Raw genomic sequence first — 24,254 nt, 5'->3', positions numbered from 1 at the left:
CGTTTTCCCTCCAATTCTATTTACTACTTAAAATATAGCAAGATTTCTCATAGCTACTTCCACTTTTTCAGCATTAATCATAAATTCTTTCTCCAATGGAGGTGCATAGGGCATTGCCGGAACATCCGGTCCTGCTAATCGCTTGATCGGTGCATCTAAATCAAATAAACAATGTTCACTAATAATTGCAGCTACTTCACCTATAATGCTTCCTTCTTTATTATCTTCAGTGATCAACAGTACTTTCCCTGTTTTTGAAGCAGCTTCTTTTATCGCTTCCTGATCTAATGGATAAACAGTGCGTAAATCTAAAATGTGTGCGTCAATTCCTTCTTCAGATAATTTTGCTGCAGCTTCCAATGCAAAATGAACACATAAGCCATATGTAATAACTGTAATATCGGATCCTTCTCTTTTTACATCAGCTTTTCCAATTGGAATTGTATAGTCTGTTTCTGGTACTTCACCTTTAATTAATCGATAGGCACGTTTATGTTCTAAAAAAAGCACAGGATCATTATCACGGATTGCAGCTTTTAATAAGCCCTTGACATCATATGGAGTAGACGGCATAACAATTTTCAAACCCGGCTGATTAGCGAAAATAGCTTCTATAGATTGTGAATGATATAAAGCACCATGTACACCACCACCGTATGGAGCACGAATTGTAATTGGACAACTCCAATCATTGTTCGAACGATAACGAATTTTAGCTGCTTCAGAAATTATTTGATTAACTGCTGGAAGGATAAAGTCAGCAAATTGCATTTCTGCAACAGGACGCATGCCATACATTGCAGCACCAATTCCAACACCAGCAATTGCTGATTCAGCTAAAGGTGTATCGATAACTCTTTCTTCTCCAAATTCATCATATAAACCTGCTGTGGCACGAAAAACTCCACCATTTATGCCAATGTCTTCCCCTAACACAAATACTTTACTATCTCGTTTCATTTCTTCCTGTAACGCTTGTGTGATTGCCTGAATATAAGATATTACTGCCATTATAATCCTCCTCCCTTACTTCTTTTCATAAACAAAATCATAAATTGATGATGGATCAGCATAAGCTGCAGCTTCTGCGTAGTCAGTAGCGTCATTTATGATTTGTTTTAATTCTTCTTCAAGTTCTTTTTCTTTTGATTCGGTTAAAATATCTTGTTCTCTTAAATATGCTGCAAAGGTTAGCACACCATCTTTATCTTTTGCTTCTTTTACTTCTTCTTTCGTACGATAGATGCTATCGTCATCATCACTTGAATGTGGTGTTAATCGATAAGATACTGTTTCAATTAAGCTAGGTCCATCACCATTTCTAGCGCGGTCGGCAGCTTGTTTAACAGCCTGATATACAGCCAATGGATCATTACCATCTACTGTTATACCTGGCATTCCATATCCAATTGCACGATCTGATATTTTCTCACATGCCACTTGTTTACTTAATGGTACTGAAATAGCATATTGATTATTCTCAACCATTAAAATTACAGGTAACTTCTGTACACTAGCAAAATTTGCACCTTCATGGAAGTCTCCCTGATTTGAAGAACCCTCTCCTAAAGTAACAAAACTAACAATATCTTTTTTCTCTATTTTCGCTGCTAACGCAATACCAACTGCATGCGGAACTTGAGTGGTTACTGGCGACGAACTAGTTAACATTCGATTTTTCTTTTGACCAAAATGACCTGGCATCTGTCGTCCACCTGAATTAGGATCTTCTGCCTTTGCAAATGCTTGTAACATCAAGTCACGAGCCGTCATACCAAGTGCTAAAACTACCCCAACATCCCGGTAATATGGTGCTGAATAATCCTTTGTGCGATCTAAAGCAAACGCAGCTCCTACTTGTTGTGCTTCTTGACCTTGACAGGAAACAACAAATGGAATTTTACCTGCACGATTTAATAACCACATACGTTCATCAATTCTTCTTGCTAACAAAATGGTTCGATACATTTCAAATACTTCATCATCTGTTAATCCTAATGAAGCATGACGGTTTTCACTCATGATAACTCCTCCTTTTTGCTTATCCATGAATTTTCATTCCATCTACATCAAGTGCAGCTTCAGCCATCGCTTCTGCTAAAGATGGATGCGGATGAATAGTTTCTCCGATTTCCCATGGGGTTGCATCTAAAACTTTGGCTAAGCCCGCCTCTGAGATTAACTCAGTTACATGCGGACCTATCATATGAATGCCTAATAGATCATTTGTTTTTTTATCAGCTATTATCTTAACAAATCCATCTGACTCACCATAAACAAGGGCTTTACCAATTGCTTTAAAACTAACCTTACCAGACTTCACTTGAAAACCCTGGTCTTTTGCCTGTGTTTCAGTTAAACCAACACTTGCTACTTCTGGATTTGAGTAGATACACGTAGGTATATGATGATAATTAAGATGCATTGGACTATTACCTGCAATATGTTCTACTGCGTGCTTCCCTTCATGTGACGCAACATGTGCAAGCTGCATCCCACCAATACAATCGCCAATTGCATATATATGCGTTTCTTTAGTTTGATAATCTTTATTTGTTCTAATTGAACCAGACATCTCTAACTGAATATCAGTATTCTCTATACCTATCTCAGTTGTATTCGGTTCTCGGCCAATAGCAATAAGCATTTGATCTGCTGTTAAAGTAGTCTTTTCGTTTTTATAATCAACTTGTATTGTTACATTATGTGCCTTTTCAACTGTTTCACTTAACACTTTTGCATTTGTCATAATTTTAATGCCTTTTTTCTTCAGTAAACGCTGCATTTCTTTCGCAATTGCACTATCTTCAGTTGGCAAAATCTGTTCTGCATACTCTACTAATGTTACATTTACATCAAAATCTGCTAGCATTGAAGCCCATTCAACACCGATAACACCTGCACCAACGATAATAATTGACTTTGGTAATACCTTAAGGTTTAACGCTTCATCTGATGTTAAGATATGCGTGCCGTCTGGTTTTAAGTTCTCGATAAGCTTCGGTTTTGATCCTGTTGCAATAATTAAATTTTTACTGAGCAACATTTCATTATCAGAACCATCTTTCATCTCTACAGAAACCGTTCCTGCTGTTGGCGAGAAGATAGATGGTCCTAAAACTCTACCTATTCCATCATAAATATCAATTAATCCCTTTTCCACCAATCCGATTACACCTTGATACAGTTGGCTAACAATTTGTTCCTTACGATCTTGTACTTTTAAAAAGTCCAGACTAATATCAGAGGTGTTAATTCCAAATTGATCTGCTTCTTTAGTCTGTTTAAACACTTCTGCGCTTCTCAGTAAAGCTTTTGAAGGAATACACCCTTTATGTAAACATGTGCCTCCAAGCTTGTCTTTTTCGACAATCGCAGTCTTTAATCCCAGTTGAGAAGCACGTATGGCAGCAACATAACCTCCTGTACCACCTCCTAGTATGACTAGGTCATAATTTTTGGTCATAAAAAACCCTCCTTTAATTTAAGTTAAAAAAATAATATGCTATGTAAGAAGATAATAGTGTAGACTATTATCATTTAATTCAGAAGTTCTTCCCTCTCTATAATATTCTTCTATGTAGAAAAGGTCAACTAGCTGTTTATCTTATTGAAAAGTCTTCTTCCTAGAAACACCGTTAGAACAGTGATCAAAGAAAAAGACTTTTCACAATCTATTTAATTAATTTTAACGTCTACTACTAACATGGTGTTCATTTTGTAAGAATGTACTTCTAGAGTTACGTAAACTCGCTATTCTTTCCTCTGCCATTCTTTCAGCAGCAACGTAGGTAGGAATATTATCGCGCTTTGAGATAGCAAAGACCGTTTCAAGATTATCATATATCTTATCCACGCGTTTCATTGCCCTTTCGCGATTATAACCACTAAGTTCGTCAGCAATATTAATTACACCTCCAGCATTTATAACAAAATCTGGCGCATATAAAATGCCTTTTTGATGCAATAAGTCCCCGTGTTTTTCTGATTCTAATTGATTATTTGCCGCCCCTGCAACAATTTTAGCTTTCAGTTTAGGAATTGTCTCATCATTTAATGTTGCTCCTAGTGCACATGGCGCATAGATATCACAATCAACTGAATAAATTTCATCTAATCCAACAGCTTTAGCACCAAATGCATCTACAGTTTTTTGAACAGCTTCTTCATTTATATCAGTAACAATTAATTGTGCACCTTCATCATGCAAGTATTCACACAGTGTGTAGGCAACACTTCCTACCCCTTGAATTGCTATTTTCTTTCCTTCTAATATATCTGTTCCAAATACTTGTTTGGCACTTGCTTTAATTCCTTTATAAACACCATATGCAGTTACTGGTGAGGGATTACCTGATGAACCAAAAGCGGGTGAAATACCAGCTACATAATCTGTTTCTTCATGAATAATATCCATATCTTCTACCGTTGTCCCAACGTCTTCGGCTGTAATATATCTACCATTTAACCCTTGAATATATCGTCCAAATGCACGAAACATTGCTTCATTTTTATCTTTTTTTGGATCACCAATTATTACTGTTTTACCACCACCTAAATTTAACCCTGCAGCAGCATTTTTATAAGTCATACCTTTTGCTAATCGCAGTGCATCTTCTATTGCAGCTTCTTCCGATGCATATGTCCACATTCTTGTACCACCTAAAGCTGGTCCAAGTGTTGTATCGTGAATAGCGATGATTGCTTTCAAACCAGATTCTTTGTCCTGACAAATAACTAATTGTTCATAATCATACTTTTCCATGTAAGTAAAAATTTCCAAAGTTGGTCCTCCTTAAGTAATGAGATTACTCATTGCTCTCCATAATAACACCATGCAATTTTCGTGCCAAGTTATGTATGTTATTGTATCAGGTTTTGTTATTTACAAGTCATGCAATAATATGCGTGGTTTGCAAATTATTGCATGCCATTACCTGCGATATGATGCTTCTCTATTTTATAATACAAACTTCTAATGGATATATTTAATATACGAGCAGTTTTCGTTTTGTTATAATTATTTGCCGCTAAGGTTTGAGCTATAATCTTTTTCTCATACGTATCTAAAGTGTCCTGAAGATTACTATTTTCGGAAATTGAAGTAACAGCATGCTCTTCATTCTCTTTTACTCCATTCTCAACTGCAATTAACTGTGGTAAATTTTCTTTTTTAATTACTTCTTCATTTACCTGCATATATATAATAGATCTACTAATAACATTCTCTAACTCCCTGACATTTCCAGGCCAATGGTATTCTTTTAAATATTCTAGAGCATCTTTAGAAATCGTTTTTATGTTTCTTCCATAATCCAGATTGATTTTATTAATTAAGTAGGATACCATCTCTTTAAAGTCGCTACTACGCTCCCTCAAAGCAGGAATATAGATAGGTAGACGATTTAATCGATAATATAAGTCTTCCCGAAACCGACCTTCTCTTATCGCCTCTTCTAAATTAACATTTGTTGCTGTTATTACCCGAACATCCACAGAGATTGGTTTAGAAGCACCAACTCGAACAATTTCATTCTCTTGTAAGACTCTTAATAGTTTGGCTTGAATATGTAGTGATAATTCACCGATCTCATCTAAAAATATACTACCATTATTTGCTGCTTCAAAATAACCCTTTTTACCTCCACGATTCGCACCTGAAAAAGCACCTTCTTCATATCCAAACAATTCACTTTCTAAGATTGATTCCGTTATTGCGGCACAGTTTACTCGAATGAATTTATCCCGTCTACGATCACTCGCATGATGAATAGCATGAGCAAATAATTCTTTTCCTGTACCCGATTCACCTCTTAAAAGAACTGTAGCAGCTGTTTTAGCTACTACTTTTGCTTGATTTATAGTCAATTCCATTTCATCTGATTGGCCAATAATATCATCAAATGTATATTTAGATTCTAAGTTTCGAATAATTTTACGCGCTTGCATTAATTCTTTTGTTAAATGCTGTATTTCAGAAACATCGTGTAATACGCCTACACTACCCTTTAAGATGCCATCTACTATAATAGGTGATACATTCACGATCACAGCTTTTTTAGCAGGTCCTACCTTCATTTGAACTCCTCGAACTGGTTTACGCGTTACCAATACTTGTTTGTGCATGCTTTGTCCTTCAGAAATATCAACTGTAGCAGGTTTACCAATGATCTCATCCTCTGTTAAACCAGTAATGCGTGTATACGCTGGATTAATCATAATACCGTGACCTTTTTCATCAACAACGCTAATTGCTTCATCTGATGAGTGAAAAACTGCTTCTAGCATCTTACTTTCATGTATATTATCTAAAATTAAATTTTGTTGATACCTTTGCGTTTTTAGTTTGCTAATTTGCTTCTCTTTCTCCTCCATCAGTTCAGTAAGGATAGCCTCGATATTTTTTGAAACTATAATTGTATTTGCAGACTTTACTAATTGCAATTCATCCAAAACAGCTAATGAACCAGTTGTTTCAAACACAATATCTATTGTATTATCTAACCAATTACGCCAGTCCTCATCTATTTTGATTTGATTATCCTTTGCTAACTTTAAATTCAGATTGTTTTTTTGATTAGCAATGACAGCTTGTATTTCCATTCTTTCAGATGAATTTATATGTTTAATTAGTTCATTTGTAGCATTATCGCCACCAATAATTAATACCTTTTTCTTCATTTCTTCACACACCCTGCATTATTTTGCACACCATTATCATAGCTTTTACTCTAAATATTTGCAACAAAACCACTTCTACTAAATTAAACAAAAATAACACACTGCATTAAATGTAGTGTGTTATTTTTTAGCTTATTTAATTTTCTAAGAAAAATATTTCATATAATGATTTTACTGCTTGCTTAACACCATCTTCTTTCACACCAAACATCATTGATGTTTCAGAAGATCCTTGGTTAATCATTTCTAAATTCACATTTGCACGTGAGAACGCTTCTGTTGCTTTAGCCGCGATACCAACAGAGCTATTCATTGATTCACCTACAATCATTATTAATGCAAGATCTCTCTCTGTATAAACTTGATCAGGGTCTAACTCTTCTTTTATACGTTTGATTACCTTTAGTTCTTTGTGTTCTGGTAACTCACTCTCACGAATAATGACTGACATGTCATCAATTCCAGAAGGTGTATGTTCGAAAGATATACCTTCATCTTCTAATATATGCAATAAGCGACGCCCAAAACCTAATTCTCTATTCATTAAATATTTACTGACATATAAACTTAAGAAACCAGTATCACTTGCAATTCCTACAACTGGATTACCATTTTTCTCTTTTTCTGAAACAATTATAGTTCCTAATCCGTCTGGATTGTTCGTATTTTTTATACAAACAGGGATACTTGCTTTAAACGCTGGGATAAGTGCCTCATCATGAAAAACAGAAAAACCTGCATAAGACAACTCTCGCATTTCTTTATACGTTAAAGAAGTAATCTCTTTAGGATTATCAACTATTGTCGGGTTAACACAATAAACTGAATCAACATCTGTAAAGTTTTCATATAAATCTGCTTTTACTCCAGCAGCAACGATTGAACCCGTAATATCGGAACCACCTCTTGAGAAAGTAACTAATTTGCCTTCTTTTGTATAGCCAAAAAAGCCAGGGATTACTACGATTTCTTTACGCTCACGTAACTTATACAATAGATCGAAACTTTCATCTAAAATTTGCGCACTACCTGGTTCATCACTTAAAATAATTCCAGCCTCTTTTGGATTTAAATAGCTAGCTTTTATTCCAAGTGATTGTAAATAGGCACTAAGTATTTTTGCAAGTGAATCTTCCCCAATTGATTTAATCGCCTCTAATTTAAGTTCTTTTGGATAATCACTTGCAAAAACAGATGAAACATCGTCTTTTATTTCTTCTAAAATACGATCAGATAAATCCAATTCTGTTGTGATAGAGCTGAACCTCAATAAAACTTCTTCTAATTGATTTTGATATGGCTTATCTGCTAGATAAGCTTCCCCTAATTTAATAAGAAGATCGGTTACTTTATTATCTTCAGAAAATCTCTTGCCCGGTGCTGATACTACAATTGCTTTTCTATCATTATCCGATTGTATAATCTGTGCAACTTTTTTTAATTGCGCAGCACTAGCAACTGAACTTCCTCCAAATTTCGCTACTTTCATCTTTAAAACCTCTCCATTTATATTTTTCTATGTCATTAAAAATATTATCATACTTTTAATTAAATTGTTATAATAAAATTCTGATTATTCAAGACTATATACGAGAATTAGTCCGATGAGTTGTTTAGAGTACTGTAAACAACATAATTTATCTATTAATCCTATTATTTCAACTTAAAAAATAAAATTCATTAAAAAAAGGCCTTGAATTATATACAAGACCTTTTTTCAATCTTACTTTGTTATAAACATTTGTGTCCAATAATTACCATCTTCTACATAACCAACACCTATATGAGTGAAATCACCTAATATGTTTTTACGGTGACCTGGACTATTCATCCACGCTTTTACCACTTCTTGTGGCGTACGTTGACCTCTTGCAATATTCTCTGCTGCTCTCTGATAAGAAACCCCGAAGTTTTCCATCATAGAAAACGGAGAACCATATGTTGGACTAGTATGAGAAAAGTAATTCTTATCAAGCATGTCTACAGACTTATATCTAGCAACACGTGACAACTCCCAGTCTGGTCGAAGTGCAGACAGTCCATTTTTTGCACGTTCTTGATTGGTTAATTGAATAACTAAATGTTCTGTGTGTTTAATTGCATCAATTGTAGGTATCGTTATTTTTTGATTTGGATAGATAAGATCTGGATTATCTATAGATGGGTTTGCTTCAATAATTTCAGTTACACCGATTTGATATTTCACTGCAATTCTCCACATTGAATCTCCAGGTTGAACCGTGTAAGTATCCTCTGCCAGTACAGAAACTGGTAATAAAAAGCTTAAAACAACTAAAAAGAACAGCACTTTTTTCATAATAAAAATCCTCCTTTTTTGCTTAACTTACCGCAAAAAGAAGGATTTATACATACACATGTTATCCATAATTTTTCTATTATGATGCGCGGTGTTCAATACGAAGACGATCAGCCACCATCGCAATAAATTCAGAGTTAGTTGGTTTTGCTTTAGATACATTTACAGTATAACCAAATAATGACGATATAGAATCAATATTACCTCGACTCCACGCTACTTCGATTGCATGTCTAATAGCTCTTTCAACACGAGAGGCTGTAGTATTAAACTTCTTAGCAATGTCTGGGTATAAAACTTTCGTAATAGAACCTAATAGTTCGATGTCATTATAAACCATTGTAATTGCTTCTCTTAAGTACATATAACCTTTAATATGAGCTGGAACACCTATTTCATGTATGATATGAGTAATATTTGCTTCTAGATCTCTCTTATGATTTTCTTTTGAGGATTTTTGTTTTACTGTTTTATTTTCTGACGTTGGTGCACCGTGAACTTGTCTAATTTGGCTAGCTAAACTATCTAGATCAAATGGTTTTAAAATAAAATAAGATGCCCCTAAATCAACTGCTTTCGTCGTAACTTCTTCTTGCCCAAATGCTGTGAGCATAATTACTCTAGGATGTTTAGCAATATCCATTTCTTTTAATTTCGCTAAAACAGCCAATCCATCCATATGAGGCATTATAATATCAAGAACCACAATATCTGGTTCGATTTCATCAAATAAACTAATACATTCCTTTCCATTAAAAGCAGTACCAATCACTTCAATATCTGATTGACTTTCAAAGTATTCCTCCATTAATTCAATTAGTTCTCTGTTATCATCCACTAAACAAACCTTAATTTTTTGCACTATTTGCTCCTCCTTCGACTAATCCAATCTGATTCACACTTACAATTTCGACACAAGTTCGAAAATTCCTTCTTTTAGATAGAATTAATTGCGTTTTTTTCTATTTACTTCAATTTACTCTTGTTTTCGAACAAAATCGATATTTTTCGTCATATAAATTGTAACTTTCTGTGATTTGTCGAATATTCTTTATCAGAGTATAGCATATATATCCTTCAATATAACAATTTATTGCTATTTATTCGAAAAAAAAGAATTAATAAGTATCTCATTATAGATGTGAACTTATATATTTAGTAAAAAAGGACAGAAAAAAAAAGCGAGATTGTCTTAACTCGCTTTCTCTTCGCTCTTATATATGTCGATTCCAGCTTCTTCTAACATCCATTCAATATGAATCCCGTAACCTGATGTTGGATCATTTACAAAAACATGTGTAACAGCACCAATTAATTTTCCATCTTGTATTATTGGACTTCCACTCATACCTTGTACAATACCTCCTGTTTTCTCTAACAGGTCTTCATCAGTGATTTTTATTATCATTCCCTTTGTAGCAGCGTTAGGTTGATCTACACTGTTTACAATCTCTACATCAAATGATTCGACCAAATCATCTTCGACAACCGTTAAAATTTTAGCCGGACCTTCTTTAACTTGATTTGGCAATGTTATCGGCATCGGTTCATTCCACTTACTTGCTTGTAGTTTACTGTCTAATTTACCAAATACACCGAAAGATGTATTCTTTGATATTGTCCCTAATGGCGTATCATCCGCATTAAAGGTTGCTTGTTTTTCTCCAGGCACACCGTTATCACCTTTTTTTATCGACGTAATGTTTGATCTAACAATCGTACCATCATGGATTTGTATTGGTTTTTTTGTATCCATGTCAGAAATAACGTGACCTAGCGCTCCATATCTTTTCGATTCTGGATCATAAAAAGTCATTGTTCCAATACCAGCAGCTGAATCCCTTATATATAATCCGATTCGATATTGGTTTTCCTTTTTATCAAGTGCTGGTAATAATTTTTTTTCTACCGTTTCTCCACCACGTTTAATTTTCACATTTAGTTCCTTGTTGTGTTTTCCTGCTTCATCAACAAGTGGCGTCATTTGTTCCATTTTTTCTATTTCTTTCCCATTCACTTGCAGGATTATATCGCCAACTTGAATATCAGCATCTTCACCAGGCGATTTTTCTCCACTGTCAGTATTGATTAAGTGGTGTCCAACTACGAGCACCCCTAAAGTTTGTAAATTAACGCCTACTGATTGTCCACCTGGTATGACCTTAAAGTCTTCTAAGACATCTACATTGACCTTTTTAAGAGGCATTCCTGCAACTTCATATACAATAGAGCTTTCGCCATTATTAACAGCTTTAAACTCTGATGTGTCCATTGCTTCTAAAACTTCTTCTTGCTGAGATAAAACAGTTGTTGTATCATTTCCTAACTTCGGAATTGTTAGGTTCTCTCCTGCATCATCGAACAGTGTTAAGTCATTCGGTATTGCGACATATTGTTGTATAAATTGATTGAATGGCATGCTTAGGAAAGTAAGAAGGAGTAATAATCCTATTGCAGCCCGAATTTTATTCATGTTCATTATCCACTCTCCTCGTTCCCAACCCACTTTTTTATTTTTTCTGTATTTCTAATGTGACCTTCGCGAGCCTTTTTTAAACCCTGTAAAGATCTGAAATTGGGGAGATGTTTTCCTATTTTAGATAGTATTAATTTTTGTTTTTGGGTATTAAAAAAACCATGCTAGTTTAACATGGCTTTATTGTTTGTTTTTATTAGCTAATGCAATTAATTCTCTTGCGTGTACTTTTGAAGTTTCTGTAAGTTCACTTCCTGTAACCATTCTTCCAATTTCCATTACTCTTGATTCAGTCGAAAGTTCATCTACAGTTGTACTAGTTCGTTGTTCGTTAACATTCTTTTCAATTAATAAATGTGTATCGGCCATTGCAGCCACTTGAGGAAGATGTGTAATACACAATACTTGCGATCCAGTAGATATCCCGTGTATTTTCTCTGCAATAGCTTGTGCTACCCTTCCACTTACACCGGTATCAATCTCATCAAAAATGACACTAGTAGCTCCCTGATGTTTAGCAAATATATTTTTCAAAGCCAACATGATTCTAGATAATTCACCACCTGAAGCGACTTTATTCATTTCTTTGACAGGTTCACCAGGGTTTGTTGAAATTAAAAACCTGATCACATCAAAACCGTTAGGTGTTAATTGTACTGGTAAGGACTTAGAATTCATATCATCATTTTTCGGCTTTTTCGTATTTATATCTACTTCAAATGTTGCTTTTTCTAAATATAAATCCTGTAGTTCTTGTTGAATCGCTATTTTTAATTGTTTAGAAGCTTGGCTTCGTAAATCATGTAAGTGCCTTGCCTCAACGAGTGCATCTTGACCTATTTCTTCAATTTCTTTCTCTAATTTCTCTAGAGATGTATCACGATCTTGAATTTCATCAATTTCATCTTCAATTTTAGCAGCGTACTCCAACATATCATCTACTGTAAACCCATACTTCTTCTTTAATCGACTAATATCATTTAACCGACTTTCCAAAAAATTAAGACGGTCTGAATCGAATTCGAGTGAATCTAAATAATGACGTAAATCATAAGATAACTCTTCAATTAGATAAAAATGATTTGAAAATCCTTCTTTTTTATCTACTAAATCCTTTTCAAATTCACTTGCTGTTTCTAACCCAGAAAGTGCTAGTCCCAACCAATCAAGTGCACGTTGCTCACCATTTAAAGCTTCATATGCTTCATTTACACCTTTATAAATTTTTTCATGGTTCATTAACTTTTTACGCTCTTCCTCTAAGGCATCGTCTTCTCCAGGAGAAAGCTCTGCATCTTGTAATTCATTAAGTTGAAATTTAAGCAAATCTAATCGCTGTGCCATTTCCTGTTCATTATCGTTTAATTTTTGATAACGCTTTTTTAGCGTATGTAATTTTTGATATAATATAAAATAATCTGCTTTTACTTCGTCGATTGACTCTTTATTATACATATCTAATAACTCAATATGGCGTTCTACATCCATTAATGATTGCGTTTCGTGTTGCGTATGAATATCAATCAAAGTCTTTCCAAATTCTTTTAAAATAGCTAGCGTTACCAAATTTCCATTTACTCTACAAATACTCTTTCCATTTGCAGTTATTGTTCGATTCAAGACAATCATTCCATCTGCATCAATCTCGATACCAAAATTTTTGCCTTTTTTAAAGATTGGGTGAGAGGGTTCATCAATTGTAAATAAACCTTCTAAGGTAGCCTTTTTTGCACCATATCTTACAAATTCAATAGATCCTCTACCACCTGTTAATAATTCAACTGCATCAATAATAATTGACTTACCAGCTCCAGTTTCCCCAGTTAGTACAGTTAATCCTTCTCTAAAGGTAATAGTGATCTCATCGATAATTACAAAATCTTTTATAGTAAGTTCGGTTAACATAAACTTCCACCTCACTTTTTATTTTAAATTATAACATTTCTAAAAAGCGATCTTGAATTTCAAAAGTATGCTCTTCTGTTTTGCATATAATTAAAATCGTATCGTCTCCACATATAGTTCCTAATATTTCAGACCAATCTAAATTGTCGATTAAAGCACCAAGCGCATTTGCATTACCTGGTAACGTTTTAAGTACTAGAAAGTATCCTGCTTGGTCAATTCGTATAAAAGCATCACGCATTAAGCGTCTGAGCTTCTCTAAAGGGTTAAAGCGTTGATCAGCAGGTAAACTGTATTTATATCTTCCATCAACCATTGGAACTTTAACTAGATGCAGTTCTTTTATATCACGTGAAACTGTAGCTTGTGTAACGTTATAGCCTAGTCCACGTAATGCATCTACTAATTCATCTTGTGTATCAATAGCGTTATCTGTTATTAGTTCACGAATTTTTATATGACGTTGTCCTTTGTTCATAGTAAACCTCCTTGCCATATTCTAAATAAAAAAGTGAAACAATTTTTTATTCACATAACGCTTCACCTGTTAAACAGTCTTTTATGGTAACTTTTTTTCATGCACTTCATGAGCTTGTCCAACTACTTGGTCCACTATAGAATTAAATTCGACAACACCATCCAAATTACCTGCTTTTTCAAGTGGTTTCCATGTTAAGTGAGTAAGAAATTCAATATTACCATCGCCACCAGTGATTGGTGAAAATGTTAGATCATTTACAACATATCCTTCGTCAGTAGCAAATTGAAGAATGCGTTTTAAAACATCTTTATGAATTCCTTTATCTCTTACGATTCCTTTTTTACCAACTTGTTCTCTTCCAGCTTCAAATTGTGGTTTAATTAGTGCTACAACATCACTATTCTCAGCTAAGATTGTTCTTAAAACGGGTAAAATAATTTTTAATGATATAAAAGAGACATCTATGGTTGCAATATTAGGTGTTCCATTATTAAAATTAGCAGGTGTTACGTAACGAAAGTTCGTACGTTCCATTACAACAACCCTTGAATCGTTTCTTAACTTCCAATCTAATTGATTGTATCCAACATCAACTGCGTAACATAGCTCAGCTCCGTTTTGCAAAGCACAGTCTGTAAAACCACCTGTAGATGATCCAATATCAACCATTGTCTTCTCATTTACTGAAAGATTGAAGGTTTTTAAAGCCTTTTCTAATTTTAGTCCTCCCCTACCAACGTAAGGAAGTAATTTACCTTTAACAGTTATCGGAATGTCATTATTTACCTTAACACCTGGCTTATCTAGTCTTTGTTGTTCACTAAAAACTAAACCAGCCATAATTGTACGTTTCGCTTTTTCTCGTGTTTCAACTAAACCACGTTCCACTAATAATATATCTAATCTAATTTTTTTACTTGTCATTATTTAAACCCTTTGTTGTTTAGTTGGTAATAACTTTTGAACTTCTCTTATTACCACTTGTTTTGTTAATCCAATTTGTTCTAGTATCAGTTCTACACTTCCATGTTCAATAAATTCGTCTTTTATACCCATTCGCTTTATATATTTTGCACTGTAATTGTGTGTTTCAGCAAATTCTAGAATGGCACTTCCAAAACCACCGGATAATATTGCTTCTTCAATTGTTAGTATTGGCAATTCCCCTGCAAATATATCGAGAAGCATAAGCTCGTCAAGTGGTTTAATGAACCTTGCATTAATCACACGAACAGACACTCCTACGTTAGCTAACATCTCACTTGCTTCTATAGCCATCCTAATTGTTGTTCCAAAAGTAAGAATAACCGCATCTGTTCCTTTTTTAATTATCTCCCATGTTCCAATTGGGACAGTTGTTAAACTCTCGTCCATTGTAACACCAAGCGCATTACCCCTTGGATAACGAATCGCTATAGGACCTTCATTATACACTAATGCAGTGTATACCATATGTTGACATTCATTTTCATCTTTTGGCATCATGAGAACCATGTTTGGCATTGAGCGTAAGAAGGAAATATCAAACAATCCTTGATGTGTCTCTCCATCAGCGCCTACTAATCCAGCACGATCAATTCCAAACACCACATTTAATTTTTGTCTACAAACATCATGTAGAATTTGATCATAAGCTCTTTGTAAAAAGGTAGAGTAAATTGCAAGAAACGGCTTCATACCTTGTGTTGCTACTCCGGCCGCCATTGTTGTTGCATGTTGTTCCGCAATACCAACATCAAATAAGCGATCAGGATAATTTTTTTGAAAATTTTCTAATTTGGACCCCAGCACCATTGCTGGTGTAATAACTGTTAGTTTATTATTCGTTTCAGCGATTTTTTCTAAGGTTCTGCTAACAACAGCACTCCATAGTGGTGCAATATTAGGGGGGGATATTTTTTCACCCGATTCAATTTTATATGGTCCAACACCATGCCATTTATCTTTATCATCTGACTCTGCTGGATGATATCCTTTACCTTTGCGGGTAATAATGTGGATTAAAACGGGGCCTTCCGTTTTTTTAGCATATTGAATGTTCTCCTGTAACGCATGAAAATCATGTCCGTCAACTGGTCCATAATAAGTAAAACCAAATTCCTCAAAAAACATGCTTGGAATCATCAATTGTTTCATGCTATCTTTTATCCGCTCAACTGCATTCGCTAGTTTTCCACCAACTGTAGGGATTTTCTTTAAAATCCAATCTAATTCTTCTTTCGCTTTATTATATTTATCTGCGCTACGCATTCTTCCTAGTGCATTATGAAGTGCACCTACATTATTCGCAATTGACATTTCATTATCATTTAGAATTACGATGATATTTTTTTGTTCATGACCAATATTGTTTAACGCTTCAAAAGCCATCCCGCCTGTAAAAGCACCATCACCTATAATCGGAACAATAAAATCATTTTCTCCTTTTAAATCACGTGCAATTGTCATACCCATTGCAGCCGATAATGAAGTTGAACTGTGGCCACTCTCCCATACATCGTGCTCACTTTCAGCCCTTTTCGGGAAACCTGACATTCCTTTATATTGTCTTATGGATTCAAATTGATTAGCACGTCCTGTAACTATTTTATGAATATAAGACTGATGTCCTACATCAAAAATCAATTTATCAGTAGGACTATTAAAACATTTGTGGAGAGCTAAAGTTAATTCTACCACGCCTAAGTTTGCTCCTAAATGTCCACCTGTTATTGATAATTTTTCAATTAGAAATTTACGAATAGAGTTGGCTAATACCTCTAATTCTTCATTGTTCAACTTCTTTAAAAAAGAAGGATCTTTTATTGTAGTAAGATCCATTTGGGAATCCTCCCTAAAAATGATTTATAAATATGACCACTAACCTTTTTTTAGTATTTCAATTTTAGTTTTATTTTGTACAAATGCAATCACTTTACCTACAAAAAAAACAATTCTTGTTGAAGAATGAATGCCATAGTACTTTCCTAACGCTTTACCACCTACAGTTAGAGCAGCAACTAAGCTTGTCATAATGACAGATATAACAATCTGTAAAGTTGAGCCATCTCCCTGTCCAAAACCGTTCGCCAATTGTAAAACTACAATGGCGGAAGCTGTACCACTAATAACCCCAGAAATGTCACCAATTACATCGTTACAAAAACTTGCAAAACGATCAGCATTACGAACAATTAATATTGCTTCTTTTGATCCGCTAACCTTCTCTGCAGCCATTGCATGAAAGGGTACCTCATCTGCAGCAGTTGCTGCTATCCCTAACATGTCAAAAACAATACCAATCAATACAATAAGTAACACAATTATAAATCCAACAACCCACATAACCTCTCCTAATATAGAAGAAGAAATAACTGAAAAAATAGCCGCTAACACAAATGTGATAACGGCAATACTTATACTAAATTTTATTGACTTTTTTATTTGCGATTGTGACTTCGCCATCTATTTATACCTCATTTTTAGAAAAAAACTATGTAATGGAATGGTCGTTTAAAAGGTAAAAACTGCGGCTTAGGTCCAGTAGGTTTTCCCAAATGCTTACCGAATGTTGCCATTCTGGCGGTTCCCCATTAAAAGCATCTTAGCGTTGTTTCCAACAGCTAGACTGGATTACCACTTAGTCCGCACTATAATCCCTTTTAAACGTCTTATGGAACAGTCTAGGAGATTTCCTCAGCAGCTCTTAACCACTCCCTAGCCTCTTTTGCAGTGCTGATTTCATATACATAATAACACAAAAGTCAGTGGCCATCCGACTTCGGTATTCACAATAATAATCCCCTCAGACACCACTCAAGGCAGGCTACGCTACGAATAAGATACCCTTCCACTTATTACGTAGGTTCATACCCCAGTCCATGGTAATTCTTTGGCTAAAGTCTAACCACAGAGTTGGGCCTCCGCGGAAGCAGGGTCCTCGCCCACATGCCTTTGTGGATCGCCCTGCAACCTTAACTCCCAGCACCGACCCAAGGCTGGGCGCCTCAAGCCGACACAAGGAACTTCATCGATGTGCCCTTTGGCGGATTTTTAGGCCCGCCTTCAGAAGCGGAGAACCGACTAGAATACTGCACCATTCCTAATATAATAATATGATAACATATTTTTTACATGTACTCAATAATTAATACGTACTAGATTGTACGGTCACTTAAATAATCAATTAATTCGTCTAATACGCTAGATTGTACATTGGCTATTCTTAGTGCATTTTTTGCTTTTTTAACATATTCCTCTTTCTTTTCAATCGCGCCATTTAAGCCAAGTAATTTTGGATACGTACTCTTTAAATTAGTTTCATCACTACCAATAGGTTTGCCAATCGTGTTTGGATCCCCCGTTACGTCCAAGATATCATCTTGAACTTGAAAAACAAGTCCGACGAAATAAGCAAAATCTTTGATAGCCTCTAGTTGATAACTTGAAGCACCACCAATATAAGCCCCAATTTCAATAGCGAAAATTAGTAGTTGGCCAGTTTTCAAATGATGAATGGTTTCCAATTCATCAAACTGGATCGCTCTATCTTCAGCTCCCATGTCAAGCGTTTGACCTGCTACCATTCCTTTTGGACCACTTGCTTCTGCTAGTCGTTTTAATATGTATACTTTTTGCTCATCTGTTAATTGACTGTCATTAGAAATTAGCTCAAAACTGTATGTTAATAATGCATCTCCAGCCAGAATAGCAGTAGCTTCATCAAAGACGCGATGATTTGTTGGTTTACCTCTTCGTATATCATCATCATCCATTGCAGGTAAATCATCATGGATTAATGAATACGTATGAACCATTTCTAACGCAAGCGCTACGGAAAGCACTTGTTGATGTGTGCCGTGATAAGATTCACAGCTTGCAATCATTAATAGAGGGCGAAGTCTCTTACCTCCAGCACTAATAGAATAAAGCATCGAATCCTTTAATCGTTTGGGAATTGCTAATTCTGTTATTGTGCGAATTAACTCTTCGGACACTATTGTTTCTTTTTCCGATAAAAACATCTCTAATTTATCGCTCACTTTATTCTTCCTCCTGTACCGAAAAAGCCTTTAAATCCCCTTGTTCGTTAATAATATTCGTCATTTGTTTTTCAACATTTGTTAATTTGTTACTACAAACCTTGGACAGTTCCATTCCTTGTTGATAGTATTGAATTGCCTTTTCTAAAGGAACTTCACCTTCCTCAAGTTTTTCGACAATCGCCTCTAAATCTTCCATTGCTTGTTCAAAAGATACTTCCTTTTCCTTATCAGTCATTTTACAAGTCCTCCTTTATTCCTGTTACGTGACAATCTAATGTTCCATCGACAACTTTTACAGAAATCGCTTCTCCAGGTTGTATTTCTTTTGTTGATTGTATTAATGACCCATTACCACCATAAGCAATTGAATATCCTCGTTTCATAGTATGTAACGGACTTAAGACTTCTAATTTTTCCACTACATTTATGAATTGGCGATTCTTTAAGGTATAAATAATTTGCATAGCTCGTTGCTTTCTTTCCATAATTTGTACTAATTGTTTTTCTGCAAGCTTCCGTTGTGCTTCCGGATGTTGATAAGTCAATCGCTTCATAACCTGTTCGTACCGTTTGCTTTCGTTTGATTGTATTTGTTTTGTGGCTTTTGCTAAACGTTCTACCAACTTATCTAAATCTTGCTCTTTTTGGTTGAGTAGTTGAACAGGGTAACGAAAAGCATAACTTTTTTTCAATCGTTCTAAGTGTTTAGCAGATCGATCCAAGTTATATTGCATGTTTCTATTTAAGGTTTGGTTCCAGGTTCTGATTTTTTCTTCTAATTCTTGTATTGATGGAACTGCTAATTCAGCTGCACCTGTTGGGGTTGCCGCACGTACATCTGCTACAAAGTCTGCAATTGTAACGTCCGTTTCATGTCCTACAGCTGAAATGATTGGAATGGTTGAATCAGCAATAGCACGAGCGACTGCTTCTTCATTAAAAGCCCAAAGTTCCTCAATTGACCCACCACCACGTCCTGCTATCAGCACATCTATCGTTTTTAATTGGTTTGCTTGTTTTATTGCATTTGCTATTGATGAGGGAGCCATTTCACCTTGTACTAAAGCTGGGAAAATAGTAATATTAGCAATTGGATACCTTCTCTTTAATGTAATTAATATGTCTCGAACTGCTGCGCCTGTAGGAGAAGTAATAACTCCAATATGCTTTGGATATAAAGGTAACGGTAGTTTCCGATCATGGTCGAACAGACCTTCTTTTGTTAGTTTATCCTTTAATTGTTCAAATGCTACATATAATGCTCCGACGCCATCTGGCTCCATTTGTTGGATATACAGTTGATATTGACCTTGTGGTTCATACACATTGATTTCGCCCTTGATTAATACATTCATACCATCTTCAGGTTCAAATTTGAGTGTGCGATTATACCCAGCAAACATTACTGCTTTTATTCTTGCTTGGTCATCTTTAATGGTTAAATACATATGACCACGACTATGGTGCTTGTAATTTGATATTTCACCCTTTAACCAGACATCATTTAAATGCTTGTCCATTTCAAATTTCCGTTTGATATAGCGTGTCAATGCAGAAACCGTTAAATAATTATCATTCATCATAAAAACACCTACATTTTCAATTTAAACTTGATAGATTTTTTTTGCGGACTTGATTGTATTATGCAGTAACATGGTAATTGTCATTGGACCTACACCTTTTGGAACAGGTGTTATATAAGACGCCTTCTCTTTTACGTTTTCAAAGTCAACATCTCCTGTTAAAGAACCATCTTCTAATCTATTTATACCCACGTCTATAACGACAGCTCCAGGCTTTACAGATTCTGCACGAAGGAAATGTGCAATACCGACTGCTACTATTAAAATATCGGCCTCTTTAATAAATTGATCCATATTTTTTGTGCGAGAATGGCAATACGTTACGGTCGCATTTTCATTCAACAATAATTGACCAACAGGTTTTCCTACGATATTGCTACGGCCAATTACAACAGCATTTTTTCCTGATATCTCAATGTTTTTTGATTTCAACATCGTAATAATACCAAATGGTGTACACGGCAAAAATGTGTCTTTACCTGTTAACATTCTACCAATATTGATTGGATGAAAACCATCTACATCTTTTTTTGGACTTATTGCCTCAATAACCACTTGCTCTCTAATTTGATCTGGCAGCGGTAATTGAACTAATATCCCATGAATTGTTTGATCATCATTTAATTGATCAATTAGATCCAATAATGCTTTTTCCGTTGTATTTTTAGGTAATTCAATTAAGTTCGATTCCACCCCAACAAATTCTGAAGCTTTTTGTTTCCCTTTCACATACGATTTGGAAGCTGGATCATCACCAATTAGAACAACAGTTAGTTTCGGTTGAATACCCTTTTCCTTTAGTAAGCTTACTTCGTTCTTCATTTCAATTCGTAAATTTTCAGCTAATACATTCCCATAAATAATTTCTGCAGTCATACAAATCCCCCTAGCGAATCATTTTAGACAATACACCATTAATAAATTTACCTGACTTATCATCACCATAAACATGTGCTAATTCGATTGCCTCGTTAATTGCCACACCATGAGGCGTATCAACTTCATAAAACATTTCAAATACAGCAATACGTAATAAGGTTTTTTCAACAGAAGCCAATCTTTTCATTGACCAATTCTCTAGATGGTTTTCGATCCTTTCATCAATCTCCTTTATATGACGATGAACGCCAGATACGACTTCTGATAAAAAGGTAGAGGCTACTTCTGCTTCTTCTTCTAATACTTGTTCCTTTGCTTCATCTGGACTGTAATTTTGATTGTCAATTGAAAAAAGGATTTGAAAGGCCTTTTCTCTTGCAGTTCTTCGATTCATTATTCATTCTCCTTGTATTTATCTAGCATGCACCTTTGAAATTTGTGTTCTACACTCATTTATCTTTATCATATCGAATACAAAGACAAAATGCTATACGCACTAAATAAAAATCATTATATAAAGCAAAAAAGACCCTATCAAGAGACCTATAAAATCTCTTAGGGTCTGTAAATCCATTATTCTTCTGTTTGCTCTACTTCTTCTTTTGCGTCCATTTGCATGCCAACTACATGTACGTTAATTTCATCAATTTCTAATGCTGTCATGTTCTTTAATGCTTGTCGAATGTTTTCTTGTATTTTTTGCGCAACAACTGGAATCGTTACACCATAATCTAATATAACAAAAACATCAATCATAACACCAGTGTCAGTCAATTCTACTTTGATTCCTTTACCATGTGCTTTTTTACCAAAGCGCTCCACTACACCACTAGCAAAATTGCCCCGAGTTGATGACACACCTCCTACTTCAATAGTTGCAATACCAGCAACAACTTCAATAACTACAGGTGCTATTTCAACTTTTCCAAGACTTGAGTCTTCACTTACATTTAACATTGTATTCTCACTCATTAAGATCCACTCCTTTTAGAGTTAATCGGACTCTTCATTTTCAATTATTGTGTACTTCTCCAGAAACTTCGTATTGAAATCTCCCTCCACAAAAACGGGATGTTCCATCATTTTATAATGAAACGGTATGGTAGTAGAAATACCTTCGATAATAAATTCACCTAATGCACGCTTCATACGATCCATCGCTTCTTTTCTCGTTGCACCATATGTAATCAACTTCGCAATCATCGAATCATAATGTGGTGAAATCGTATAACCTGGGTAAGCAGCAGAATCCACACGAACTCCTAGACCACCAGGAGGAAGGTACATTTCTATTTTTCCAGGGGAAGGCATAAAATCTTTCCATGGATTTTCAGCATTTATACGACACTCCATAGCCCATCCTTGAAAGATTACTTCTTCCTGTTTTAATGATAACACTTCATTGTCTGCAACTCTAATCTGTTCTTTGATTAAATCCACACCAGTAACCATCTCTGTAACAGGATGTTCAACTTGAATACGTGTATTCATTTCCATGAAATAAAATTTTTGATCTTTTTTATCAAAAATAAATTCAATTGTACCTGCACCTGAATAATTCACCGCAAGAGCAGCTTTTACTGATGCTTCTCCCATTTGTTCACGTATTTTATCGTTAATTGCTGGTGAAGGCGTTTCTTCAATCAACTTTTGTAAACGACGTTGTACAGAACAATCTCTTTCACCTAAGTGTATCACATTTCCGAAATTATCTGCTAAAATTTGAATTTCAACATGTGAGAAATCTTCAATGAATTTCTCCATATACACGCCTGGATTACCAAATGCTTTTTCTGCTTCTTGTTGTGTGATCGTTATACCTTTTACTAATTCTGCTTCATTATGCGCAACGCGAATACCTTTTCCACCACCACCAGCAGTAGCTTTTATAATTACTGGGTAACCAATTTTATTTGCCAATTCTATTGCTTCTTTATCATCTTTAATAATGCCATCAGAACCAGGTACGATAGGTACACCAGCTTGTTCCATTGTTTCTCTAGCCACATCTTTTGTTCCCATTTTTTGGATCGCATATACACTCGGTCCAACAAATGTAATATTACACTTATCACAAATCTCTGCAAAATCAGCATTCTCTGATAAGAATCCATAACCTGGATGGATGGCATCAACCTCTGTTAATGTAGCAATGCTCATAATATTAGTGAAATTCAAATAACTGTCTTTACTTGCGTAAGGACCAATACAGTATGCTTCGTCAGCAAATTGCACATGTAACGCATCCCGATCTGCTTCAGAATAAACAGCGACCGTTTCAATTCCAAGTTCTTTGCAAGCCCGAATGATGCGTACTGCAATTTCACCACGATTTGCAATTAGAAGTTTCTTTATCATGCAATCATCCCCTTAGTTCTGCTTTACTCTGAATAATGGTTGCCCATATTCTACTAGCTCTCCATTCTTAACTAAAATCTCTGCGATTTCTCCGTCAACATCCGCCTCAATTTCATTAAAGAGTTTCATAGCTTCTATAATACATACAACTGTATCTTCTGTAACTTTATCTCCTACCAAAACAAACGCTTCTGCGTCTGGAGAAGAGGAGTGGTAGAAAGTACCAACCATTGGTGACGTAATTTCATAATCATCTGTACCTTGATCTTCTACTGGCTCTTCATAATGAATTGGGATTGCTCCAGTTGTATTAGACTCCGTGTTTGTATGTGGAGAAGCTGAAGCGTGACTAATAGGCGTTTTATTCTCAACAATTACTTCTTGCTCTGTATTCTTCTTTAGACTTAATTTTGATCCATCCACTTCATAGCTGAATTCATCAATAGACGATCCGTCGATTTCTTTAATTAACGCTCGAATATCTTCTATTTTTAACATATACTACACTCCTTAGTTTACAAGTATTCATTATTAATTAATTCATATGGTT

General features: G+C 35.1%; 22 protein-coding genes. All 22 read right to left on the bottom strand.

Going from position 1 to position 24,254, the window contains the following annotated elements; all coding sequences use genetic code 11:
* Positions 1–27: 27 nt before the first annotated feature.
* The gene (locus D2K62_RS00275) at positions 28–1,011 is read right to left on the bottom strand and encodes an alpha-ketoacid dehydrogenase subunit beta (protein WP_112181259.1); all 984 of its coding nucleotides are present in this window, start codon (positions 1,009–1,011) and stop codon (positions 28–30) included.
* 15 nt (positions 1,012–1,026) lie between these two features.
* The gene (locus tag D2K62_RS00270; RefSeq protein WP_112181260.1) at positions 1,027–2,022 is read right to left on the bottom strand and encodes a thiamine pyrophosphate-dependent dehydrogenase E1 component subunit alpha; all 996 of its coding nucleotides are present in this window, start codon (positions 2,020–2,022) and stop codon (positions 1,027–1,029) included.
* Positions 2,023–2,041: 19 nt separating this feature from the next.
* Positions 2,042–3,466 (bottom strand): dihydrolipoyl dehydrogenase, encoded by a 1,425-nt coding sequence (gene lpdA, locus D2K62_RS00265; RefSeq protein WP_117160691.1) that lies wholly within the window; start codon positions 3,464–3,466, stop codon positions 2,042–2,044.
* A 222-nt stretch (positions 3,467–3,688) separates the two neighbouring features.
* The gene (locus D2K62_RS00260; protein ID WP_112181262.1) at positions 3,689–4,783 is read right to left on the bottom strand and encodes a Glu/Leu/Phe/Val family dehydrogenase; all 1,095 of its coding nucleotides are present in this window, start codon (positions 4,781–4,783) and stop codon (positions 3,689–3,691) included.
* A 137-nt stretch (positions 4,784–4,920) separates the two neighbouring features.
* On the bottom strand, positions 4,921–6,681 hold the full coding sequence (locus D2K62_RS00255) for a sigma-54 interaction domain-containing protein (protein ID WP_117160690.1): 1,761 nt from the start codon (positions 6,679–6,681) through the stop codon (positions 4,921–4,923).
* A gap of 136 nt (positions 6,682–6,817) precedes the next feature.
* Entirely contained in the window at positions 6,818–8,170 is a 1,353-nt protein-coding gene (locus D2K62_RS00250) for an aspartate kinase (protein ID WP_117160689.1), read from the bottom strand.
* Positions 8,171–8,404: 234 nt separating this feature from the next.
* The gene (gene safA, locus D2K62_RS00245; protein WP_117160688.1) at positions 8,405–8,998 is read right to left on the bottom strand and encodes a SafA/ExsA family spore coat assembly protein; all 594 of its coding nucleotides are present in this window, start codon (positions 8,996–8,998) and stop codon (positions 8,405–8,407) included.
* Between the two features lie 79 nt (positions 8,999–9,077).
* Entirely contained in the window at positions 9,078–9,860 is a 783-nt protein-coding gene (gene spo0A, locus D2K62_RS00240) for a sporulation transcription factor Spo0A (RefSeq protein WP_112181266.1), read from the bottom strand.
* A gap of 330 nt (positions 9,861–10,190) precedes the next feature.
* A complete protein-coding gene (gene spoIVB / locus D2K62_RS00235; RefSeq protein WP_117160687.1) occupies positions 10,191–11,477 on the bottom strand; it encodes a SpoIVB peptidase in 1,287 nt (428 codons plus the stop codon).
* A gap of 177 nt (positions 11,478–11,654) precedes the next feature.
* Positions 11,655–13,379, bottom strand: coding sequence for a DNA repair protein RecN (gene recN, locus D2K62_RS00230; protein ID WP_117160686.1), 1,725 nt, complete (start codon positions 13,377–13,379; stop codon positions 11,655–11,657).
* 28 nt (positions 13,380–13,407) lie between these two features.
* Positions 13,408–13,857, bottom strand: coding sequence for a transcriptional regulator AhrC/ArgR (gene ahrC, locus D2K62_RS00225; RefSeq protein ID WP_112181267.1), 450 nt, complete (start codon positions 13,855–13,857; stop codon positions 13,408–13,410).
* A gap of 81 nt (positions 13,858–13,938) precedes the next feature.
* Complete coding sequence (locus D2K62_RS00220) at positions 13,939–14,784, bottom strand: TlyA family RNA methyltransferase (protein WP_117160685.1); 846 nt, start codon at positions 14,782–14,784, stop codon at positions 13,939–13,941.
* A 3-nt stretch (positions 14,785–14,787) separates the two neighbouring features.
* The gene (dxs, locus tag D2K62_RS00215) at positions 14,788–16,680 is read right to left on the bottom strand and encodes a 1-deoxy-D-xylulose-5-phosphate synthase (RefSeq protein WP_117160684.1); all 1,893 of its coding nucleotides are present in this window, start codon (positions 16,678–16,680) and stop codon (positions 14,788–14,790) included.
* Between the two features lie 39 nt (positions 16,681–16,719).
* The gene (locus D2K62_RS00210) at positions 16,720–17,304 is read right to left on the bottom strand and encodes a hypothetical protein (protein ID WP_117149453.1); all 585 of its coding nucleotides are present in this window, start codon (positions 17,302–17,304) and stop codon (positions 16,720–16,722) included.
* 692 nt (positions 17,305–17,996) lie between these two features.
* A complete protein-coding gene (locus tag D2K62_RS00205; RefSeq protein ID WP_369974613.1) occupies positions 17,997–18,881 on the bottom strand; it encodes a polyprenyl synthetase family protein in 885 nt (294 codons plus the stop codon).
* A 1-nt stretch (position 18,882) separates the two neighbouring features.
* Positions 18,883–19,119, bottom strand: coding sequence for an exodeoxyribonuclease VII small subunit (locus D2K62_RS00200; RefSeq protein WP_112181269.1), 237 nt, complete (start codon positions 19,117–19,119; stop codon positions 18,883–18,885).
* Between the two features lies 1 nt (position 19,120).
* A complete protein-coding gene (gene xseA / locus D2K62_RS00195; RefSeq protein ID WP_117160683.1) occupies positions 19,121–20,464 on the bottom strand; it encodes an exodeoxyribonuclease VII large subunit in 1,344 nt (447 codons plus the stop codon).
* Between the two features lie 24 nt (positions 20,465–20,488).
* Entirely contained in the window at positions 20,489–21,343 is an 855-nt protein-coding gene (gene folD / locus D2K62_RS00190; protein WP_112181271.1) for a bifunctional methylenetetrahydrofolate dehydrogenase/methenyltetrahydrofolate cyclohydrolase FolD, read from the bottom strand.
* Positions 21,344–21,353: 10 nt separating this feature from the next.
* Positions 21,354–21,740 carry a transcription antitermination factor NusB gene (nusB, locus tag D2K62_RS00185; RefSeq protein WP_112181272.1) on the bottom strand — a complete coding sequence of 129 codons (387 nt, stop codon included), beginning with the start codon at positions 21,738–21,740 and terminating at the stop codon, positions 21,354–21,356.
* Between the two features lie 179 nt (positions 21,741–21,919).
* A complete protein-coding gene (locus D2K62_RS00180) occupies positions 21,920–22,318 on the bottom strand; it encodes an Asp23/Gls24 family envelope stress response protein (protein WP_112181273.1) in 399 nt (132 codons plus the stop codon).
* 21 nt (positions 22,319–22,339) lie between these two features.
* On the bottom strand, positions 22,340–23,704 hold the full coding sequence (accC, locus tag D2K62_RS00175) for an acetyl-CoA carboxylase biotin carboxylase subunit (RefSeq protein ID WP_117160682.1): 1,365 nt from the start codon (positions 23,702–23,704) through the stop codon (positions 22,340–22,342).
* A gap of 12 nt (positions 23,705–23,716) precedes the next feature.
* Positions 23,717–24,202, bottom strand: coding sequence for an acetyl-CoA carboxylase biotin carboxyl carrier protein (accB, locus tag D2K62_RS00170; protein ID WP_117160681.1), 486 nt, complete (start codon positions 24,200–24,202; stop codon positions 23,717–23,719).
* Between the last annotated feature and the right edge of the window lie 52 nt (positions 24,203–24,254).

The organism is Paraliobacillus sp. X-1268, from assembly GCF_003426095.1.
GTDB classification, from domain to species: Bacteria; Bacillota; Bacilli; order Bacillales; family Amphibacillaceae; genus Paraliobacillus_A; species Paraliobacillus_A zengyii.
The sequence above is the reverse complement of the archived record's forward strand: the minus strand, read 5'-3'. Positions and strand labels throughout refer to the sequence as shown.

What these genes read in the sequence shown, in the direction of transcription:
- D2K62_RS00275 (WP_112181259.1), bottom strand. Translation starts at nt 1,011, where the DNA reads ATGGCAGTAATATCTTATATTCAGGCAATCACACAAGCGTTACAGGAA.
- D2K62_RS00270 (WP_112181260.1), bottom strand. Translation starts at nt 2,022, where the DNA reads ATGAGTGAAAACCGTCATGCTTCATTAGGATTAACAGATGATGAAGTA.
- lpdA (WP_117160691.1), bottom strand. Translation starts at nt 3,466, where the DNA reads ATGACCAAAAATTATGACCTAGTCATACTAGGAGGTGGTACAGGAGGT.
- D2K62_RS00255 (WP_117160690.1), bottom strand. Translation starts at nt 6,681, where the DNA reads ATGAAGAAAAAGGTATTAATTATTGGTGGCGATAATGCTACAAATGAA.
- D2K62_RS00250 (WP_117160689.1), bottom strand. Translation starts at nt 8,170, where the DNA reads ATGAAAGTAGCGAAATTTGGAGGAAGTTCAGTTGCTAGTGCTGCGCAA.
- safA (WP_117160688.1), bottom strand. Translation starts at nt 8,998, where the DNA reads ATGAAAAAAGTGCTGTTCTTTTTAGTTGTTTTAAGCTTTTTATTACCA.
- spoIVB (WP_117160687.1), bottom strand. Translation starts at nt 11,477, where the DNA reads ATGAACATGAATAAAATTCGGGCTGCAATAGGATTATTACTCCTTCTT.
- recN (WP_117160686.1), bottom strand. Translation starts at nt 13,379, where the DNA reads ATGTTAACCGAACTTACTATAAAAGATTTTGTAATTATCGATGAGATC.
- ahrC (WP_112181267.1), bottom strand. Translation starts at nt 13,857, where the DNA reads ATGAACAAAGGACAACGTCATATAAAAATTCGTGAACTAATAACAGAT.
- D2K62_RS00220 (WP_117160685.1), bottom strand. Translation starts at nt 14,784, where the DNA reads ATGACAAGTAAAAAAATTAGATTAGATATATTATTAGTGGAACGTGGT.
- dxs (WP_117160684.1), bottom strand. Translation starts at nt 16,680, where the DNA reads ATGGATCTTACTACAATAAAAGATCCTTCTTTTTTAAAGAAGTTGAAC.
- D2K62_RS00210 (WP_117149453.1), bottom strand. Translation starts at nt 17,304, where the DNA reads ATGGCGAAGTCACAATCGCAAATAAAAAAGTCAATAAAATTTAGTATA.
- D2K62_RS00200 (WP_112181269.1), bottom strand. Translation starts at nt 19,119, where the DNA reads ATGACTGATAAGGAAAAGGAAGTATCTTTTGAACAAGCAATGGAAGAT.
- xseA (WP_117160683.1), bottom strand. Translation starts at nt 20,464, where the DNA reads ATGAATGATAATTATTTAACGGTTTCTGCATTGACACGCTATATCAAA.
- folD (WP_112181271.1), bottom strand. Translation starts at nt 21,343, where the DNA reads ATGACTGCAGAAATTATTTATGGGAATGTATTAGCTGAAAATTTACGA.
- nusB (WP_112181272.1), bottom strand. Translation starts at nt 21,740, where the DNA reads ATGAATCGAAGAACTGCAAGAGAAAAGGCCTTTCAAATCCTTTTTTCA.
- D2K62_RS00180 (WP_112181273.1), bottom strand. Translation starts at nt 22,318, where the DNA reads ATGAGTGAGAATACAATGTTAAATGTAAGTGAAGACTCAAGTCTTGGA.
- accC (WP_117160682.1), bottom strand. Translation starts at nt 23,704, where the DNA reads ATGATAAAGAAACTTCTAATTGCAAATCGTGGTGAAATTGCAGTACGC.
- accB (WP_117160681.1), bottom strand. Translation starts at nt 24,202, where the DNA reads ATGTTAAAAATAGAAGATATTCGAGCGTTAATTAAAGAAATCGACGGA.